The sequence below is a fragment of the Janthinobacterium sp. Ant5-2-1 genome (genome assembly GCF_001445815.1).
Taxonomy (GTDB): domain Bacteria; phylum Pseudomonadota; class Gammaproteobacteria; order Burkholderiales; family Burkholderiaceae_D; genus Janthinobacterium; species Janthinobacterium lividum_E.
Genome location: NZ_LNCE01000031.1, coordinates 110121 through 125293 on the forward strand (window position 1 = coordinate 110121; position 15173 = coordinate 125293).

The 15173-nt window shown below is 62.7% G+C and carries 15 protein-coding genes; 11 read left to right on the forward strand and 4 right to left on the reverse strand.

Annotated elements, in window-relative coordinates; all coding sequences use genetic code 11:
* The first annotated feature begins 179 nt into the window (after positions 1-179).
* From ASN89_RS11300 to ASN89_RS11340, 9 genes are all read left to right on the forward strand, one after another.
* Complete coding sequence (locus ASN89_RS11300) at positions 180-2111, forward strand: AMP-binding protein (protein ID WP_058049337.1); 1932 nt, start codon at positions 180-182, stop codon at positions 2109-2111.
* Between the two features lie 14 nt (positions 2112-2125).
* A complete protein-coding gene (locus tag ASN89_RS11305; RefSeq protein WP_058049361.1) occupies positions 2126-2986 on the forward strand; it encodes an ABC transporter ATP-binding protein in 861 nt (286 codons plus the stop codon).
* Positions 2987-3027: 41 nt separating this feature from the next.
* Entirely contained in the window at positions 3028-3924 is an 897-nt protein-coding gene (locus tag ASN89_RS11310; RefSeq protein ID WP_185982135.1) for a branched-chain amino acid ABC transporter permease, read from the forward strand.
* A 78-nt stretch (positions 3925-4002) separates the two neighbouring features.
* Positions 4003-5061 carry a branched-chain amino acid ABC transporter permease gene (locus ASN89_RS11315; protein ID WP_034752817.1) on the forward strand — a complete coding sequence of 353 codons (1059 nt, stop codon included), beginning with the start codon at positions 4003-4005 and terminating at the stop codon, positions 5059-5061.
* Positions 5062-5119: 58 nt separating this feature from the next.
* Positions 5120-6439 carry an ABC transporter substrate-binding protein gene (locus ASN89_RS11320; protein WP_034752814.1) on the forward strand — a complete coding sequence of 440 codons (1320 nt, stop codon included), beginning with the start codon at positions 5120-5122 and terminating at the stop codon, positions 6437-6439.
* Between the two features lie 124 nt (positions 6440-6563).
* A complete protein-coding gene (locus ASN89_RS11325; protein WP_058049338.1) occupies positions 6564-7400 on the forward strand; it encodes an ABC transporter ATP-binding protein in 837 nt (278 codons plus the stop codon).
* Between the two features lie 15 nt (positions 7401-7415).
* A complete protein-coding gene (locus ASN89_RS11330) occupies positions 7416-7775 on the forward strand; it encodes an MmcQ/YjbR family DNA-binding protein (protein ID WP_058049339.1) in 360 nt (119 codons plus the stop codon).
* Positions 7772-9028: a phenylacetate--CoA ligase family protein gene (locus ASN89_RS11335; protein WP_058049340.1), complete on the forward strand. Its 1257-nt coding sequence runs from the start codon at positions 7772-7774 to the stop codon at positions 9026-9028. Before ASN89_RS11330 ends, ASN89_RS11335 begins: the two co-directional genes overlap by 4 nt.
* Before the next feature lie 76 nt (positions 9029-9104).
* The gene (locus ASN89_RS11340) at positions 9105-9686 is read left to right on the forward strand and encodes a hypoxanthine-guanine phosphoribosyltransferase (protein ID WP_058049341.1); all 582 of its coding nucleotides are present in this window, start codon (positions 9105-9107) and stop codon (positions 9684-9686) included.
* 106 nt (positions 9687-9792) lie between these two features.
* Here ASN89_RS11340 and ASN89_RS11345 read toward each other — a convergent pair whose 3' ends face one another.
* From ASN89_RS11345 to ASN89_RS11355, 3 genes are all read right to left on the reverse strand, one after another.
* The gene (locus tag ASN89_RS11345) at positions 9793-10746 is read right to left on the reverse strand and encodes an NAD(P)H-dependent flavin oxidoreductase (RefSeq protein ID WP_058049342.1); all 954 of its coding nucleotides are present in this window, start codon (positions 10744-10746) and stop codon (positions 9793-9795) included.
* Positions 10747-10844: 98 nt separating this feature from the next.
* Complete coding sequence (locus ASN89_RS11350; protein ID WP_058049343.1) at positions 10845-11768, reverse strand: MBL fold metallo-hydrolase; 924 nt, start codon at positions 11766-11768, stop codon at positions 10845-10847.
* A gap of 7 nt (positions 11769-11775) precedes the next feature.
* Positions 11776-12009: a DUF1289 domain-containing protein gene (locus ASN89_RS11355; RefSeq protein ID WP_223278955.1), complete on the reverse strand. Its 234-nt coding sequence runs from the start codon at positions 12007-12009 to the stop codon at positions 11776-11778.
* Positions 12010-12287: 278 nt separating this feature from the next.
* On the opposite strand from ASN89_RS11355, the gene ASN89_RS11360 reads away from it, so the two are divergent.
* Together ASN89_RS11360 and ASN89_RS11365 are read left to right on the forward strand one after the other, a co-directional pair.
* On the forward strand, positions 12288-12701 hold the full coding sequence (locus tag ASN89_RS11360) for a CopG family transcriptional regulator (protein WP_034752801.1): 414 nt from the start codon (positions 12288-12290) through the stop codon (positions 12699-12701).
* 54 nt (positions 12702-12755) lie between these two features.
* Positions 12756-14024 (forward strand): alpha/beta hydrolase family esterase, encoded by a 1269-nt coding sequence (locus ASN89_RS11365; RefSeq protein ID WP_235501946.1) that lies wholly within the window; start codon positions 12756-12758, stop codon positions 14022-14024.
* Here ASN89_RS11365 and ASN89_RS11370 read toward each other — a convergent pair.
* A complete protein-coding gene (locus ASN89_RS11370) occupies positions 14017-15168 on the reverse strand; it encodes a two-component system response regulator (protein WP_046681878.1) in 1152 nt (383 codons plus the stop codon). The genes ASN89_RS11365 and ASN89_RS11370 overlap by 8 nt on opposite strands.
* Positions 15169-15173 lie beyond the last annotated feature (5 nt).

Below are 15173 nucleotides of genomic sequence, written 5' to 3' on the forward strand. Positions count from 1 at the left end.
GTGCGATGCACCATCGAAAAGTGGGTAAATGTCCCCGAAAAGACAACTTGGCAAACTAACGCAGGCTACTATCATTGCACAAACGCCTTACACATAAAAAACACAGAGCGCCATCCAACGAGGTGGGGCCTGAGACAAGCAACAGGGAGACACTGGTGCAAACGAATACCACAGCAGCAATGCCGACTTTTCCGCGGCGCTTATTGCAACACGGGACAGTACGATCCGACAAGCCCGCATTTCGCGAAAAATACCTGGGCATCTGGCAAACCTGGACCTGGTCCGAGGTGAACGAGGAAGTGCGCGCGCTGGCCTGCGGCCTGGCCGCCATCGGCTTCCAGAGCGGCATGAACCTGGCCATCATCGGCGACAACCGTCCCCGCCTGTACTGGGCCATGCTGGCCGCGCAAAGCCTGGGCGGCGTGCCCGTGCCACTGTACCAGGACGCGCCGGCCGCCGACATGGCCTACGTGCTGCAGGATGCGGAAATCCGCTACGCCATCGTCGAAGACCAGGAGCAGGTCGACAAGCTGCTCGAACTCAAGGCCCTGTATCCGCACGTCGCCCACATCGCCTATGACGATGAACGGGGCATGCGCCATTACCGCCAGCCGGAGCTGACGTCCTTTGCCGCCCTGCAGGTGCTGGGCCGGGCTTACGACCGCGAACATCCGGGCTTTTTCGACGCCGCCGTGGCAGCGGGCCAAGGCAGCGACTCGGCCGTGATCCTGTACACCTCGGGCACCACGGGCAAGCCGAAGGGCGTGTGCCAGAGCCATACGGCGCTGCTGGCAGCCGGCGAAGGCGGCGTCGCCTTCGACAAGCTCACCGACAATGAAGACATCCTGTCCTACCTGCCCATGGCGTGGGTAGGCGACTGCCTGTTCTCGCTGGCGCAAGCCATGGTGGCGGGCTTCACCGTCAACTGCCCCGAATCGGGCGACACGGTGATGATCGACATGCGCGAAATCGGCCCCACCTGCTACTTTGCGCCGCCGCGCGTGTTCGAGAACATGCTCACCAGCGTGATGATACGCATGGAAGACGCGAGCAGCATCAAGCGCCACATGTTCAGCCATTTCATGGACGTGGCCAAGCGCTGCGGCGCTCAGATATTGGACGGCAAGCCCGTGCCGCTGGCAGACCGCATCAGCTACAAGCTGGGCGAGCTGCTCGTCTACGGCCCCCTGAAAAACGTGCTGGGACTGTCGCGCGTGCGCGTCGCCTACACGGCCGGCGCCGCCATCGGCCCCGACCTGTTCCGCTTCTACCGCTCCATCGGCGTCAATCTCAAGCAGCTGTACGGCTCGACCGAAACCTGCGCCTATGTGTGTCTGCAACCGGACGGCAATATCAAGTTCGACAGCGTCGGTTTGCCCGCGCCGGGCGTGGAAGTCAAGCTGGCGGCCAATGGCGAAGTGCTGGTCAAGTCGCCCGCCACCATGAGCGGCTACTTCAAGCGTCCCGACGCCACGGCCGAAGTGATCGACGATCACGGCTACTTCCATACGGGCGACGCGGGCGTGTTCGACAGCGAAGGCCATCTGAAAATCATCGACCGCGCGGCCGACGTGGGCAAGATGAATTGCGGCGCCATGTTCGCGCCCAACTACATCGAAAACAAGCTCAAGTTCTTCCCCTTCATCAAGGAAGTGGTGGCCTTCGGCCATGCGCGCGACCAGGTGTGCGCCTTCATCAACATCGACATCGAAGCGGTGGGCAACTGGTCCGAGCGGCGCGGCATCGCCTACTCCGGCTACACGGACCTGGCGGCGCGCGCCGAAACCTATGGCCTAATCCGCGACTGCATCGAGCAAGTCAACGCGGAACTGGCGGCCGACCCCTTGATGGACCGCACGCAGGTGCACCGCTTCCTCGTGCTGCACAAGGAACTCGATCCGGACGACGACGAGCTGACGCGCACGCGCAAGGTACGCCGCAAATTCATCGCCGAAAAGTACGCGGTGCTCATTTCCGCCCTGTATGAAGGCAAGACAACGCAATACATCGAGACCCAGGTGAAATTCGAGGATGGCCGCACCGGTTCGACCAGCGCCGACTTGCAGATCTGGGACAGCAAAACGTACCGGCCCCAGGGCCTGGCCGCATGATGGAGCACAGCACGATGCAAATGAACGAACCCGACGCCCATTTCGGCACGGCCCGCAAGACGGGCCCCGTGATCCTCGACCTGAAGAACATCTCGCTGTCGTTCGGCGGCGTGAAAGCGCTGACGGACATCTCCTTCGACGTCAAGCAGCATGAAATCCGCGCCATCATCGGCCCGAACGGCGCCGGCAAAAGCTCGATGCTGAACGTGATCAATGGCGTGTACCGCCCGCAGCAGGGCGAGATCATCTACCGGGGCGAGCACCGGCGCGGCATGGATTGCTATGCGGCCGCCAAGTCCGGCATCGCGCGCACCTTCCAGAACATCGCTCTCTTCAAAGGCATGACGGTCCTGGACAACATCATGACGGGGCGTAACCTCAAGATGAAGTCGAATTTCCTGCTGCAAGCCCTGTACTGGGGCCCGGCGCGGCGCGAGGAAATCGAGCACCGCAAGAAGGCCGAAGAGATCATCGACTTCCTGGAAATCCAGGCCATCCGCAAGACGCCCGTGGGGCGCCTGCCCTACGGCTTGCAAAAGCGCGTGGAACTGGGCCGCGCGCTGGTGGCCGAACCTGAAATTTTGCTGCTGGACGAACCGATGGCCGGCATGAACGTGGAAGAAAAGCAGGACATGTGCCGCTTCATCCTCGACGTCAACGACCAGCTGGGCACGACCATCGTGCTGATCGAGCACGACATGGGCGTGGTGATGGATATCTCCGACCGCGTGGTGGTGCTCGATTACGGCAAGAAGATCGGCGACGGCACGCCCGACGAGGTGCGCAGCAACCAGGATGTCATCAACGCCTATCTCGGCAGTGTAGCCGGGAATTCAGGCAGCACGCTGCCGGCCGGCGAAACGACCTGCCCGTAATCGGGCAGGGCTACGCGCAACCCATTGGAACCCTCATGAATATCAATTTTTTCTTTGAAGTGCTGATCGGCGGCCTGCTGTCGGGCGTCATGTACGCGCTGGTGGCGATCGGCTTCGTGCTGATCTACAAGGCGTCGGGCGTGTTCAATTTTGCGCAGGGAGCGATGGTGTTTTTCGCCGCCCTCACCTGCGTCGGCATCATGGACAAGTTCGGCCTGTCGCTGTGGCTGGCCATCCCGCTGACGATGGTGACGATGATCGTGCTGGGCATGGCGATTGAAAAAGTCGTCTTGCGGCCCCTCGTCAACCAGCCCGAAATCACGCTGTTCATGGCCACCATCGGCCTGACCTTTTTCATCGAAGGCCTGGCGCAGCTGATGTGGGGCTCGCAGGTGCACAAGCTGGACCTGCCCATCGAAGACGTGCCGATGCCCTTCCTGATGGACCATTTCAATATCATCGTCTCGCAGTTCGACGTGGTGGCGGCCGGCATCTGCGCGCTGCTGGTGATCTGCCTGGCCTTGCTGTTCTCGAAAACCAAGGTGGGCCGCGCCTTGCGCGCCGTCGCCGACGACCACCAGGCGGCGCTGGCCGTGGGCATCCCGCTGCAGCGCATCTGGGCCGTCGTGTGGGGCGTGGCGGGCCTGGTGGCCATGGTAGCCGGCTTGCTGTGGGGTGCGCGCAACGGGGTGCAGTTCGCCCTCACCTTCATCGCCCTGAAAGCGCTGCCCGTGCTGATCCTCGGCGGCTTTACGTCGGTGCCGGGCGCCATCGTCGGTGGCCTGATCATCGGCGCGTCGGAAAAACTGGCCGAGGTCTACCTCGGCCCCATGGTGGGCGGCGGCATCGAAGGCTGGTTCCCGTATGTGCTGGCCCTGCTGTTCCTGCTGGTGCGTCCGGAAGGCCTGTTCGGCGAGAAGATCATCCGGCGAATATAAGGCCCCAAGAGCATCGTAAGTCGGATTAGCCGAAGGCGTAATCCGACAAACACCCCAACAGCCAGTAAAGGACACGCCATGATTTACCGTGAAGCAGGACAATTCAAGACCAGCTACCAGGCTGACAACCAGATTTTCCCGATCAGGCAAGACCGCCTGGCGCTGACGGCCACGCTGCTCGTCGCCGTCTTCCTCCTGCCGTATTTCGCCTCGCCCTACATGCTGTCGGCGATCCTGATCCCCTTCCTGATCTTCGCGCTGGCGGCGCTGGGCCTGAACATCCTGACCGGTTACGCGGGCCAGCTGTCGCTGGGCACGGCCGCCTTCATGGCCGTGGGCGCGTTTGCCTCGTATAACTTCATGGCCCGCCTGCCTGGCTTGCCGCTGCTCGTGTCCTTCATCCTCGGCGGCCTGTGCGCGGCCATGGTGGGCATCGCCTTCGGCCTGCCCTCCTTGCGCATCCGCGGCTTTTACCTGGCCGCCTCCACCCTGGCGACGCAGTTCTTTGTCGTCTGGTGCCTGACCAAGATCCCGTATCTGACCAACTACAGCTCCTCGGGCGTGATCACGGTGCAGAAGATGACCATCCTCGGTTACCAGTTCGATACGCCGCAAAGCAAATACCTGCTGGTGCTGGCCATCGTCGCCGGCATGGCGCTGCTGGCCAAGAACATGATCCGCTCCAACGTGGGCCGCTCGTGGATGGCCGTGCGCGACATGGACATGGCGGCCGAAGTGATCGGTTTCAGATTGATGCGCACCAAGCTGCTGGCGTTTGCCGTCAGCTCCTTCTACTGCGGCGTGGCCGGCGCCCTGTATGCGTATGCCTACCTGGGCACGGTGGAACCGGAAGCGTACAACCTGGACCTGTCCTTCCGCATCCTGTTCATGATCATCATCGGCGGCGTCGGTTCGATTCTGGGCTCCTTCCTCGGCGCGGCCTTCATCGTGCTGCTGCCCGTCTTCCTGAACACCATCGCGCATGGCCTGGCATTGCCGACCAGCGTGGCTTCGAACCTGGAACTGATGGTGTTCGGCGCGCTGATCATTTTCTTCCTGATCGTCGAGCCGCACGGCCTGGCCAGGCTGTGGCAGATCGCGAAGGAAAAACTGCGCCTCTGGCCCTTCCCCCATTAAGTTTTTGCAGTCGATGTCGGTTCACTTGAATACCAAATAAAACAAGAGGAGACACACAATGAAACACATCAAATCGCTCATGCTGGCCGCCGCCATCGCCAGTGCCGCACTCACCATGGCAGGCAGCGCGCAGGCGCAGGACAAGGAACAGTACATCGCCCTGCCGTCCTACCGCGTGGGTCCTTACGCGGCCGGCGGCTCCGGTTTCTACGGCGGCATCATCGATTACTTCAACCTGGTCAACCAGGCCGGCGGCGTCAATGGCGTGAAAATCAGCTGGGAAGAATGCGAAACCGAATACAACCCGTCGCGCGGCGTCGAATGCTATGAACGCCTGAAAACCAAGCAGGGCGGCGCCACCCTGGTCGAAACCCTGTCCACGGGCGTCGCCTACGGCATCCTCGACCGCGTGGCGCAGGACAAGATCCCCATGACGATGATCGGCTACGGCCGCTCGGATGCCGCCAACGGCAAGGTCTTCCCGTATGTGTATCCGCTGATCTCCAGCTACTGGAGCCAGGCCGCCGCCATGATCAAGTACCTGGGCGACAAGGATGGCGGCATGGACAAGCTGAAAGGCAAGAAGATCGTCCACCTGTACCACGATTCGGCCTTCGGCAAGGAGCCGTTGCCCGTGCTCGAAGCGCTGTCGAAACAGTACGGCTTCGAACTGGTAAAAATTCCCGTCGCGCCGCCAGGCAGCGAACAGCAATCGCAATGGCTGCAAATCCGCCAGGCCAAGCCGGACCACGTGATCCTGTGGGGCTGGGGCGTCATGAATTCCGTTGCCATCAAGACGGCGCAGCGCAACGGCTTCCCGCGCGACAAAATGCTGGGCGTCTGGTGGGCCGGCTCCGAGGAAGACACGATTCCATCGGGTGACGCGGCCAAGGGCTACACGGCGATGACGTTCAATACCCCGGGCAACTACCCCGTGCTCGACGACATCCGCAAGAAACTCTACGCGTCCGGCAAGGGCAACCTGTCCGACCAGTCGCGCATCGGCTCCGTTTACCACATGCGCGGCGTAACGGCCGGCATCCTGTGGGTGGAAGCGATCCGCGTGGCGCAGGAAAAATTCGGCAAGGGCAAACCGATCACGGGCGAGCAGATGCGCTGGGGCCTGGAAAACCTGAACGTCGACGATGCGCGCCAGAAGGCAGTCGGCGCCCTGGGCATGTTCCCCACCGTGAAAACCAGCTGCGACGACCATGAAGGCTCGGGCGCCGTGAAAGTGCAGCAGTGGGATGGCAAGAAGTGGACCGCCATCACGCCGAAATGGATCGTCGGCGACAAGGCCCTGGTGCGCAAGCTGGTCGAGGAATCGTCGGGCAAGTACGCCGAAGAGAAAAAGATCACGCCGGCGTGCATGAAGTAAGCGGCTTTCGGGGTGGTGTCGGATTACGGCCTGCGGCCTAATCCGACCTACGCCGCATCCACGTAGGTCGGATTAGCGTAGCGTAATCCGACAAGCACCAACACCACATGAAAACGAAGCAGCCATGACACCCACTGCCACGCAAACACCAGACACCGCGCCGCCCTACCTGTCGGTGAACAACATCGAAGTCATCTACGACCACGTAATCCTGGTCCTGAAGGGCGTGTCGCTGCAAGTCCCGCAGGGCAAGATCGTGGCGCTCCTGGGCGCCAACGGCGCCGGCAAGTCGACCACCCTGAAAACCATCTCGACCCTGCTGCGCGGCGAACGCGGTGACGTCACCAAGGGCGAAGTCCAGTTCAAGGGCGAGCGCGTGGACCAATTGACGCCGAATGAACTGGTCAAGCGGGGCCTGTCGCAAGTGATGGAAGGGCGCCACTGTTTCGGCCACCTGACCATCGAGGAAAACCTGCTGACAGGCGCCTATACGCGCAGCCTGTCGCGCGGCGAGCTGAAAGACGCGCTGGACAAGGTCTACCACTACTTTCCGCGCCTGAAAACCCGGCGCAGCAGCCAGGCCGGCTATACCTCGGGCGGCGAGCAGCAGATGTGCGCCATCGGCCGCGCGCTGATGGCCAAGCCGTCGATGATTTTACTGGACGAGCCCTCGATGGGCATCGCGCCGCAGATCGTCGAAGAGATCTTCGGCATCGTCAAGGATTTGAACCACAAGGAAAACGTGTCTTTCCTGCTGGCTGAACAGAACACCAACGTGGCGCTGCGCTACGCCGACTTCGGCTACATCCTGGAAAACGGACGGGTCGTGATGGAAGGGCAAGCGCAGGAACTGGCCAGCAACGAAGACGTCAAAGAGTTTTACCTGGGCGTGTCCAGCGCCGGGCGCAAGAGCTTTCGCGACATGAAGTTCTACCGCCGCCGCAAGCGCTGGCTGGCCTGACGCAGGAAGCAAGTCATGGACCTGGAACGGGCGAAGCAAGTATGCCGCGGCTTTCCCGGCGCGACAGAAGACATCAAATGGAGCAACGTGCTGGCGTTTTCCGTCGGTGGCCGCCTGTTCGCGCTATGCGGCGCGGAAGCGCACAGCACGCGCGGCATGAGCTTCAAGGTCGATGCGGGGCGCTTCCTGGAATTGACGGACCGTCCCGGCTTTCGCCCGGCGCCCTACCTGGCGCGGGCCAGATGGGTGCTCGTCGCCAGCCCCGACGCCCTCGACGACGACGAAATGGCCGCCCTGCTGCACCGCTCATACAGCCTGATTTTTGCGGGGCTGACGAAAAAAATGCAACGTGACATTGGAGAATCCGCAACATGACCGATACGCTCGACAGTCTGGAAGCACGCGCCCCCGAAGCGCGCGAACGCGAATTGATGGCCGGCCTGCCGCAGCTGATCGCGCGCGCGCAACAGGCGCCGGGCTGGGCCCGCATCCTCGATGGCGTCAACGCGGCCGACATCACCAGCCGCGCCGCGCTGGCGCAGCTGCCCGTCACGCGCAAGTCCGACCTCAAGCAATTGCAGCACGGCGCGCTGCCGTTCGGCGGCTTGAACACGACGCCGAAGAACGCCCTGTCGCGCGTCTTCGTCTCGCCCGGCCCCATCTTCGATCCGGAAGGGCGCGGCCCAGACTGGTGGCGCTTTGCGCGGCCCATGTATGCGGCCGGCGTGCGCGCCGGCGGCTTGCTGCAAAACTGCTTTTCGTATCACTTCACGCCGGCCGCCTTCATGGTCGAAGGGGGCGCCGCGCGCATCGGCTGCACCGTCATCCCGGCCGGCATCGGCCAGACGGAAATGCAGGTGCAGGCGATGGTCGACCTGAAGCCGGACACGTATATCGGCACGCCGTCGTTCCTGAAACTGATCATCGAGAAGGCGCGTGAGATGGGCGCCGACATCAGCAGCGTCACCAAGGCCGTGATGGGTGCGGAAGCCTTGCCTGAATCCCTGCGCAGCTGGTTTGCCGCGAACGGCGTACCGCACGTGTTCCAGACCTATGCCTCGGCCGATATCGGCAGCATCGCCTATGAAACGGCCAGCAATGGCAAGCTCAATCCGGGCATGGTCGTGGACGAAAACGTGCTGCTGGAAATCGTCCACCCGGGCAGCGGCATTCCCGTCGCGCCGGGCGAAGTGGGCGAAGTGGTCGTCACCGTCTTCAATGCCGACTATCCGCTGATCCGCTTTGCCACGGGCGATCTGTCGGCCGTGCTGGTCGGTACGCCGGAGTCGCCGTGCGGCCGCACGAATACGCGCATCAAGGGCTGGATGGGACGCGCCGATCAAACCACCAAGGTGCGCGCCATGTTCGTGCATCCGTCGCAGGTGCATGAAATAGCGCGCCGCCACCCGCAAATCAAAAAGGCGCGGCTGGTGGTATCGGGACGCATGGCCAACGACGAGATGGCTTTGCATTGCGAAGTCGATAATCCCCATGACGCCAGCGGCACCGAGGCCATCATCGGCTCGATCCGCGAACTGACCAAGCTGCGCGGCGACGTGGTGCTGGTGGCCGTGGGCAGCCTGGCGCAAGATGGGAAAATAATCGACGACGTGCGCGATTACAGCTAGGCGTAGCGCACGGATGGCGTTTGCGGGATAATACCCGCATTCATCATCAGCCCCATTCATCGCCATGCAAGAGTCCATGCAAGAATTTCATCACAATCGTGCCCGTGACCTGATCAAGAACGCGGAACTGCTGTTCGACCAAGACGCCGTACAGGCGTCGATCACGCGCATGGCCGATGTGCTCAACACGCGCTTCAACGCCGAGGACTCGAAAGAGTTCCCGCTGGTGCTGGGCGTGATGGGCGGCGCCGTCGTGTTTACGGGCAGCCTGCTGCCGCAACTGAGCTTTCCGCTCGAATTCGACTACATCCACGTGAGTCGCTACGGCGACGACGACAAGGGTGGTGAAGTGGTATGGAAAGTCATCCCCCGCTCGAACGTTGCGGGCCGCACCGTCATCGTGCTCGACGATATTCTCGACGAAGGCGAAACCCTGGCGCACGTCAAGCAGCGCCTGCTGGACATGGGCGCCTCGGAAGTGATCCTGGCCGTGTTCGCCGACAAGGCCATCGGCAAGAAAAAACCCGTGCAAGCCGATATCGTCGGCCTGGTGATCCCGAACCGCTTCGTCGTCGGCTTCGGCATGGATGCGTATGGCTACTGGCGCAACCTGCCGGGGCTGTGGGCCATCAAGCCTGAGGATTTGAAGCAGGAGTGATGGCGGTGTTGTCGGATTACGCGCTTCGCGCTAATCCGACCTACCAGTGCGCGGTGCGGTAGGTCGGATTAGGCCAAAGGCCGTAATCCGACAACTACCACCAGTGTTACAGCTTCAACCGCGCGCGCGCCGCATCGTATTCGGCTTTCAGGCGCGCCACCATCTCTTCCACGCTCGGCACGTCATCCATCAGGCCCACGCCCTGGCCCGCGCCCCAGATGTCGCGCCAGGCCTTGGCGCTGCCCGAGCCGAAATTCATCGCGCTCTTGTCCGCTTCGGGCAAGGCTTCCGGATCGAGTCCGGCCGCTTCGATCGATTTTTTCAGGTAATTGCCGTGCACGCCCGTAAACAGGTTCGTGTAGACGATGTCCGCCGCGCTGGAATCGACGATGGCGTCGCGGTAGCCGTCGCTGACGTTCGATTCCTTGGTTGCCAGCCAGCGCGAGCCGATGTAGGCAAAGTCCGCGCCCATCGCTTGCGCGGCCAGCACGGCGTCGCCCGTGGCGATGGAGCCGGACAGCGCCAGCGGACCGTCGAAGAATTTGCGCACTTCACCCACCAGCGCGAACGGCGACAGGGTGCCCGCGTGGCCGCCGGCGCCGCTGGCCACCAGGATCAAGCCATCGACACCGGCTTCCAGCGCCTTTTTCGCGTGGCGGATCGAAATCACATCATGCAGCACGATGCCGCCATAGCTGTGGATGGCGTCGAGCATTTCCTTGGGCGGCGCGCGCAGCGAGGAAATGATGATGGGGATCTGGTGTTTCACGCACACTTCCACGTCATGCGCGAGGCGGTCGTTCGACTGGTGCACGATCTGGTTGACGGCGATCGGCCCGACTTTCTTGTCCGGATTGGCGGCCTGGAAAGCGGCCAGTTCGGCCTGCAGCTCCGTGAGCCACGTATCGAGCAATTCGACGGGACGCGCGTTCAGGGCCGGGAACGAACCGACGATGCCGGCCTTGCACTGCGCCGCGACGAGGGCCGGGCCGCTGGCGATGAACATCGGCGAAGCGATAACGGGTAAGGAGAGGTTTTGCAACGCAACAGGCAATGCCATGGCGGACTCGCTGGAAAGTTGATCGGGATGAGAAACACACTGAGGTTGATTATAGTGCAGAAAAAGTACGATCGTGCTGAATTTATCGCCTGACCGCTTCAGCCTTCGTTAAGCAAGTACTCACCCTCGACACGCGCCGCCGTGGCCCGCATCAATTGGGAAACAGCCCACTCGGCCAGCGCGGCCGATTCCTGGCGCAGGAAGCGCCGGTTGGCCTCTTCGAAGACGGGCATGCCACGCAGCAGGGCCGGTATGTCGGCGAGGGCGATGCGCTGGCGTTCCAGCAGCAGGAATTTCAGCAGCACTTTTACGGCGTTCTGCGCATTGCGCACGGGGTCGGACGCCAGGTAATCGAGGCGCGAATACGCGCGCTGCAAGGCGCCGGCCGTATCCTGGAACGGCCGCCCGTGGCCGGGGATCACCACGCGCACGTCCAGACCGGCGATCAAGTCCAGGGTGGCGCGCGCTTCAGGAAAGCCGGAGCCGCCATCGAGTTCGGGGAAGATCACGCCAAAGCCGTTTTCCCACAGGGCGTCGGCGGAGATCAGGATGCCCTCCTCGGCGCAGTAAAAAATCAGCGAATGCGGGTCGTGGCCCGGCGCGCCCAGCGCTTGCCAGCGCATGTCGGCCAAGGTCAACGTGTCGCCGGGCGAGACGGTGGCGTCAAAGCCGAAGCGCGGGCATTGCTGACCCGTGGCCTGAAAACTCAGGGCGTCGACATCCCACGCGCGCACCTTGTCCGCTTCCGACACGGGAATGGCCGTATGGCAGCCGTATTGCGCTTGCAGCAGCGCGTTGCCGCCGCAATGGTCGGAGTGCAGGTGGGTGTTGAACAGGCGGTCCAGCGGACGGCCATCGAGACTGTGGCGCAGCAGGGCCAGGGTTTGCGGCGCATGCGTGACATAGCCGCTGTCGATCAGGGCCGTGTCGTCCCGGCCCAGGAACAGGATGTTGTTCGACGAGAGCCAGCCGCGTTCGAACACCTGCATGGCATCGGGGAACAGCGCTGGCGATCGCGGCATGGCTTCCTCAGTAGTCTGGCTCGAAGTCGAGCAGTGATTCGCGTCCTGGCAATTCTGCCCACACGGCGCGCTTGAAGTCGTCGTCGGCCTTGCTCCAGGCGATGATCTCGTCGAGCGTGCGCAAACAGCCTTCGCACAAGCCGCTGTTGCGGTTCATCTTGCACAGGCTGACGCAGGGCGACGGTACCGGCGACGGCAAGGGGAGCGGAACGGCTGGCGGAGGTGGGTTGGCGACCATCATGGAGCGGCATCGGTAAACGTGAACGCTTTCATTATGCCGCGAAACCGCGCCGGCGAGTCGGCGGCATCGCCATGCAATGTTTCTGTGAATATATTTTTCAGAGTAAAAATGATCAAAAACGCATCTTCGGGGAATTTATTTTGCGGTGCATTCTCACTCTGCGGGTGCCCGTCCTACAACACGATCCGGCCAGATCCTGCTTGACTTGAGATATTACACAACTATACTACCATCCATACAGATGGCAATTGGATGCCACGTGGAGTTTTTGGAGAGATATGGCCAAGCAAGACAGCAAGCCCAAAATTGGGGAATCCGAGAAAATCACGATCAACCTCGGTTTGATCGACCTGGGGCAGATCGATCTGCTGGTCCAGGAGGGATTTTATTCCAACCGCACGGATCTGATCCGTACGGCCATACGCAACCAACTGGGTACCCACGCCGACGTGGTGAAACAAACCGTCGCCCGTAAAAGCCTGGTATTGGGCATGCAGCATTACTCGCGCGCCGACCTGGAGGCGATCCAGGCAGCCGGCCAGCGCCTGCAGATACAGGTGCTGGGACTGGCCAGTATCGCCAGCGATGTCTCCGTGGAACTGGCACTGGCCACCATCGAGTCGATTTTCGTATTAGGTGCCCTGCACGCCAGCACCGTCGTCAAGACGGCGCTCGCAGGGCGAATTCACTAGCGTATTGGTTCGCGGCGATGACCCGGCCGATGCGCGGCACCGTTAAGGATGGTCATGAAACTACCTATCAACATGTTGGCGCAGATGCGCGCCGCAACCCGTAATCTGATGGGCAGCGGTCCCGCCGCCGCCACCGAAGCGATCCAGCAGGCGCTGTCCGCCGCGGGCCTGACGCCGCAAGCGGCAGCCACGCAAACGCCGCCACCACAGCCGATGCGCGACATTCATCCGCCACCCGCGCCGCAAGCCCGAGCCGAGCAGCCGCAAGCTGCCGCCGCGCCAGAAACGCCTGCCGCGCCACCCACGCCCGCACAGGCGGCGCAGGACTTCGCGCAGGATTTCATGTCGCGCCTGGGCGTGCCCGCCGGCCTGGGCCAGCACAGCTTCGACATGCCCAGCTTCGAACTGCCGAATTTCCACCCGCCCGGTTTCAATGCGCCGGCCGCCACGCCGGTGGAGATCCCAGCAGGCGCGCAGTTCATCGACGGCGTGTACCGCAACCATGCGGGCACGCGCTCCTACAAACTGTATATCCCCAGCAGCTACCACGGCCAGGCCATGCCGCTGATCGTCATGCTGCACGGCTGTACGCAAAATCCCGACGACTTCGCGGCCGGCACGCAGATGAATGCGCTGGCCGAAGAGAAGGAATGCTTTGTCGTCTACCCGGCGCAAACGCAGGGCGCCAACAGTTCGCGCTGCTGGAACTGGTTCAACGCCATCGACCAACAGCGCGACCAGGGCGAACCGTCATTGATCGCCGGCATCGCCCGGCAAGTGATCGACGAATATCCTGTGAATGAACGCGAAGTATTCGTCGCCGGCCTGTCGGCGGGCGGCGCCATGGCCGTCATCGTCGGCACCTTGTACCCTGACCTGTTTGCCGCCGTCGGCGTGCATTCGGGCTTGCCCTTCGCTTCGGCGCAGGACTTGCCGTCCGCGCTGGCGGCCATGAAGGGCGGCGCCATGCCCAACGCCCAGCGCAAGGCGCCGGCCGGCGGCGTGCCCATCATCGTCTTCCACGGCGACCGCGACACCACCGTCAACCTGCGCAATGGCGATGAACTGATCGCCCAGGGTGTGCGCAGCCAGGCGGGCGGCAAGGCGGCCAAGGCCGCATCCATCGATGGCAGCGTGCCGAATGGCCACCGCTACACGCGCACCACGCACAGCCAGGCCGACGGCTCGCCGCTGGGAGAGTACTGGGTCATCCACGGCGCCGGCCACGCGTGGTCGGGCGGCAGCGGCAGCGGCAGTTATACGGATGGAAAAGGCCCGGACGCGAGCCGCGAAATGCTGCGCTTCTTCAAGACCGTCAGCTGATGTTCTCGGTATAGGGCGCGATCTGCCGCTGCTTGTCGGCGATCTCGCACACACCGTCGGCATAGCGGTGAGAGATGGCGATGAACTGATCCTGGATCTGCAAAAAGGCGTCGACGATCTCGGCGTCGAAGTGCGAACCGCGTCCCTCGACGATGATCCGCACGGCCTGCGCATGGTCCATGCCCTGCTTGTAGATGCGCCGGCTGATCAGGGCGTCGTACACGTCGGCCAGCGCCATCAGGCGCGCCGAAATCGGGATGTCTTCGCCAGCCAGCCCTTGCGGGTAGCCGCTGCCATCCCATTTTTCATGGTGGCTGTAGGCGATCTCTTTCGCGTACTTGAGGAAATCGACTTCGATGCCCAGCTCGTGCTCGGCCGCCAGGATGGCGTCGCGCCCCAAAGTGGTGTGCGTCTTCATGATGGCCATTTCATGCGGCTCGAAACGTCCCGGCTTGAGCAGGATATGGTCGGGAATGCCCACCTTGCCGATGTCGTGCAGCGGCGCCGTCTTGAACAGCAGTTCGATATTCTTGTCCGTCAAAAAATCGCGGAAACGCGGCAAGCCGCGCACCTTCTCGGCCAGCGCCTTCAGGTAGTGCGAAGTGCGGCGGATATGGTTGCCCGTCTCGCTGTCGCGCGTCTCGGCCAGCGAGGCCATGGCGTGGATGGTGACGTCCTGCAGCGCCGCCACTTCCTGCACGCGGCGCTCCACTTCCGTTTCCAGGTAATGATTCTGGTCGCGCAGGAAATCCTGCATCTGCTTCATCGCCAGCTGCGTCTTGATGCGCGCCAGCACGATGGGCGCCGAGATCGGCTTGGTGATGTAGTCGACGGCGCCCAGGGCCAGGCCCAGCTGCTCGTCCGCCACTTCGCTCATGGCGGTGACGAAAATCACGGGGATGCCGGCCGTGGCGGGATCGGCCTTCAGCGCTCGGCACACGTCGTAGCCGCTCATGCCCGGCATCATGATGTCGAGCAGGATCAGGTCAGGCTGGTCGCTGCCGGCGGCGATCTTCAGGGCGCGCTCGCCATTGACGGCGATCTTGGTGCGGTAGTCGTCTTCCAGCACCGCGCGCAGCAGGTCGATATTGTCTGGCGTGTCGTCGACCACCAGAATGGTTGGCTTGCTTGCCGGCGCTCTCATGCCCG

Bases quoted from the DNA above. Each gene is read 5' to 3' on its own strand.
- ASN89_RS11300 (WP_058049337.1), top strand. From the start codon at position 180: ATGCCGACTTTTCCGCGGCGCTTATTGCAACACGGGACAGTACGATCC.
- ASN89_RS11305 (WP_058049361.1), top strand. From the start codon at position 2,126: ATGCAAATGAACGAACCCGACGCCCATTTCGGCACGGCCCGCAAGACG.
- ASN89_RS11315 (WP_034752817.1), top strand. From the start codon at position 4,003: ATGATTTACCGTGAAGCAGGACAATTCAAGACCAGCTACCAGGCTGAC.
- ASN89_RS11320 (WP_034752814.1), top strand. From the start codon at position 5,120: ATGAAACACATCAAATCGCTCATGCTGGCCGCCGCCATCGCCAGTGCC.
- ASN89_RS11325 (WP_058049338.1), top strand. From the start codon at position 6,564: ATGACACCCACTGCCACGCAAACACCAGACACCGCGCCGCCCTACCTG.
- ASN89_RS11330 (WP_058049339.1), top strand. From the start codon at position 7,416: ATGGACCTGGAACGGGCGAAGCAAGTATGCCGCGGCTTTCCCGGCGCG.
- ASN89_RS11335 (WP_058049340.1), top strand. From the start codon at position 7,772: ATGACCGATACGCTCGACAGTCTGGAAGCACGCGCCCCCGAAGCGCGC.
- ASN89_RS11340 (WP_058049341.1), top strand. From the start codon at position 9,105: ATGCAAGAATTTCATCACAATCGTGCCCGTGACCTGATCAAGAACGCG.
- ASN89_RS11345 (WP_058049342.1), bottom strand. From the start codon at position 10,746: ATGGCATTGCCTGTTGCGTTGCAAAACCTCTCCTTACCCGTTATCGCT.
- ASN89_RS11350 (WP_058049343.1), bottom strand. From the start codon at position 11,768: ATGCCGCGATCGCCAGCGCTGTTCCCCGATGCCATGCAGGTGTTCGAA.
- ASN89_RS11355 (WP_223278955.1), bottom strand. From the start codon at position 12,009: ATGATGGTCGCCAACCCACCTCCGCCAGCCGTTCCGCTCCCCTTGCCG.
- ASN89_RS11360 (WP_034752801.1), top strand. From the start codon at position 12,288: ATGGCCAAGCAAGACAGCAAGCCCAAAATTGGGGAATCCGAGAAAATC.
- ASN89_RS11365 (WP_235501946.1), top strand. From the start codon at position 12,756: ATGAAACTACCTATCAACATGTTGGCGCAGATGCGCGCCGCAACCCGT.
- ASN89_RS11370 (WP_046681878.1), bottom strand. From the start codon at position 15,168: ATGAGAGCGCCGGCAAGCAAGCCAACCATTCTGGTGGTCGACGACACG.